At 68.5% G+C, this 2,792-nt stretch carries 3 protein-coding genes; 2 read left to right on the forward strand and 1 reads right to left on the reverse strand.

The window, feature by feature from the left end; genetic code table 11:
• Positions 1–199: 199 nt before the first annotated feature.
• A complete protein-coding gene (locus E1298_RS45860) occupies positions 200–928 on the reverse strand; it encodes a DedA family protein (RefSeq protein WP_131903644.1) in 729 nt (242 codons plus the stop codon).
• A gap of 296 nt (positions 929–1,224) precedes the next feature.
• Here E1298_RS45860 and fbaA point away from each other — a divergent pair, with 296 nt between their 5' ends.
• Positions 1,225–2,247, forward strand: coding sequence for a class II fructose-bisphosphate aldolase (fbaA, locus tag E1298_RS45865; RefSeq protein ID WP_131903645.1), 1,023 nt, complete (start codon positions 1,225–1,227; stop codon positions 2,245–2,247).
• An 88-nt stretch (positions 2,248–2,335) separates the two neighbouring features.
• Positions 2,336–2,785: a winged helix-turn-helix transcriptional regulator gene (locus E1298_RS45870; RefSeq protein ID WP_131903646.1), complete on the forward strand. Its 450-nt coding sequence runs from the start codon at positions 2,336–2,338 to the stop codon at positions 2,783–2,785.
• Positions 2,786–2,792: the final 7 nt, after the last annotated feature.

The raw sequence follows: 2,792 nt of genomic DNA on the forward strand, positions 1-2,792 counted from the left end.
TGCGGCTGGGGGGTGCCTTGTTGATGCCGCCGCCGCTGGGGGAGGCGGGGGCGTTCTTCTCGGGGTCGCCGGAGACCGCGTTCACCAGAGCCGTGCCGCCGACGATGAGCAGAGTTAAGGCGGCTACCACGGCTACGGCCGCGATCAGTATGCGCGCGAGACCACGAGGGTCCGACCGATGACGTCCCACATGGGGAGGTTAGCGATAACTGTCGCCGCTGAGCGACGGACGTGACTCTTCAGCGTCTTTCTTCTTCGGACCGTTGTGCGAGGAACCGCGCCCCTTCATGATCTCCCGGACGATCGGGATGATCGACAGGATGAGGATCACGGCGACGCCCGGCAGGATGTAGCGCTCGACGTCGGGCACCTCCGAGCCGAGGAAGTGGCCGAGCAGGAACAGGGCATCGGTCCAGATCACACCGCCTACGACGTTCCAGATGAAGAACTTGCGGGTGTCCATGCCGAGCATCCCGGCGAGCGGGTTGAGGAACGTCCGGACGATGGGGATGAACCGGGCCAGCACCACCGCGCGGGCCGGTCCGAACCGGTTGAAGTAGTACTCGGCCTTCTCCACCCACTCCTGTCGAAAAATCTTGGAGTTGGGCCGTTCGAAGAGCTTGCGCCCGTACCGCGCGCCGAGCCAGTGCCCGAGCTGGGCGCCGGAGATCGCCGCGATCGGGCCGCCGATCAGGAGCCAGGGCAGCGACAGCGACTGGAACTCCTGGCCGTTGACGGTCGAGACCGCCGTGAGGATCCCCGCCGTGAACAGCAGCGAGTCACCGGGCAGGATGCAGCCGATCAGCAGTCCGGTCTCCGCGAAGATGATGGCGAGGACGCCGATGGTCGCGAAGGTGCCGAACAGCTGCAGCCAGGCGGTCGGGTGCAGCCACTCGGTGAGGTCCAGGGGAAGGGTCGTGAGATCCACACGGCGAGCGTACCTGGCCTGACGCTCCGAATACGTGGGAAACCCGACCGGACGCACCGTCCGGACACGATCCGGTGGACCCGCCGCAGGCTGGCCCCGGGTGAAAAATCCGAGATACTGACTCCTGTGCGCGCTCCCTTCGCGGTGGGCGCGCGTCGCAACGAGATACTGACCGTGGACGGCTTGCCCCACCCGGAACCGCGTGACCAGGGGGCTCTCCTGGGTACGCGGTCGTCAGGGTGCTACCGCCCGGCCGGATGCCCGGCGGCACCGCTGCGTATGAAAGGACGCTGACAATGCCCATCGCAACGCCCGAGGTCTACGCGGAGATGCTCGACCGTGCGAAGCAGGACGGCTTCGCGTTCCCCGCCATCAACGTGACGTCCAGCCAGACGCTGAACGCCGCGCTGCGCGGGTTCGCCGAGGCCGAGAGCGACGGGATCGTCCAGGTGTCCACCGGAGGCGCCGAGTACCTGTCCGGCTCCACGGTGAAGGACATGGTCGTCGGGTCGACGGCGCTGGCCGAGTACGCCCGGGTGGTGGCCGCCGAGTACCCGGTCAACATCGCGCTCCACACCGACCATTGCCCGAAGGACAAGCTGGACGGCTTCATGCGCCCGCTCATCAAGATCTCGCAGGAGCGGGTGGCGCGCGGCGAGGAGCCGCTGTTCCAGTCGCACATGTGGGACGGCTCGGCCGTGCCGCTGGAGGAGAACCTGAAGATCGCCGCCGGGCTCCTGGAGGAGTGCGCGAAGGCGCGGATCATCATGGAGATGGAGATCGGCGTCGTCGGCGGCGAGGAGGACGGCGTCGCCAACGAGATCAACGAGAAGCTCTACACGACGCCGGGCGACGCCATCGCCACCGCCGAGGCCGTCGGCGTGGGCGAGAAGGGCCGCTACATCCTCGCGGCGACGTTCGGGAACGTGCACGGCGTCTACAAGCCGGGCTCGGTCAAGCTGCGTCCGGAGGTGCTCAAGGAGATCCAGGACGCGGTCGGCGCCAAGTACGGCAAGGACAGGCCGTTCGACCTGGTGTTCCACGGCGGCTCCGGGTCCACGCTGGAGGAGATCCGCGAGGCGGTGTCGTACGGCGTCGTGAAGATGAACGTCGACACCGACACCCAGTACGCGTTCACCCGCCCGGTCGCCGACCACATGCTCCGCAACTACGAGGGCGTGCTGAAGGTCGACGGCGAGGTCGGCAACAAGAAGCAGTACGACCCGCGCTCGTGGGGCAAGGCCGCCGAGGCCGCGATGGCCGCCCGCGTCGTCCAGGCCGCCGAGAACCTCCAGTCGGCGGGCAAGAAGCTCAAGTAGCGGTCCCTGGAGCGGGGCCCGGCGGCGACCGCGCCGTCCGGGCCCCGATTCGTGCGTTTCATGACAAAACTCCGGTAGTCTCGGACGCGTGGCCCTGCCCCGCACCTACGAGTCACAGAACTGCTCGATCGCCCGGTCCCTGGAGGTCGTGGGCGACCGCTGGACGTTGCTGCTCATCCGCAGCGCCTTCGAGGGCATCCGGCGCTTCGACGACTTCCAGGACGCGCTGGGCGTGGCCCGCAACGTCCTGACCGACCGGCTCACGCGCCTGTGCGACGAGGGCATCATGCGCCGCGTCCCGTACCAGGAGCGCCCGGAGCGCTTCGAATACCGGCTCACCCGCAAGGGCGTCGAGCTGTGGCCGGCCATGATGACCCTGCTGATGTGGGGCGACCGCCACTACGCCCCTGACGGCCCGCCCGTGATCATCGGTCACCGCGGCTGCGACGGCGTCCTCACGCCCCGCTTCACCTGCGGCTCCTGCGGTGCCTTCCTCGACCCCACGGACGTGGAGCCCCGCCGCGGTCCCGGCGCCTGAGCCCCTC

The organism is Actinomadura rubrisoli, assembly GCF_004349215.1.
GTDB classification, from domain to species: domain Bacteria; phylum Actinomycetota; class Actinomycetes; order Streptosporangiales; family Streptosporangiaceae; genus Spirillospora; species Spirillospora rubrisoli.

Excerpts from the sequence above, each read along its gene's own strand:
- fbaA (WP_131903645.1), top strand. The coding sequence starts at position 1,225 with ATGCCCATCGCAACGCCCGAGGTCTACGCGGAGATGCTCGACCGTGCG.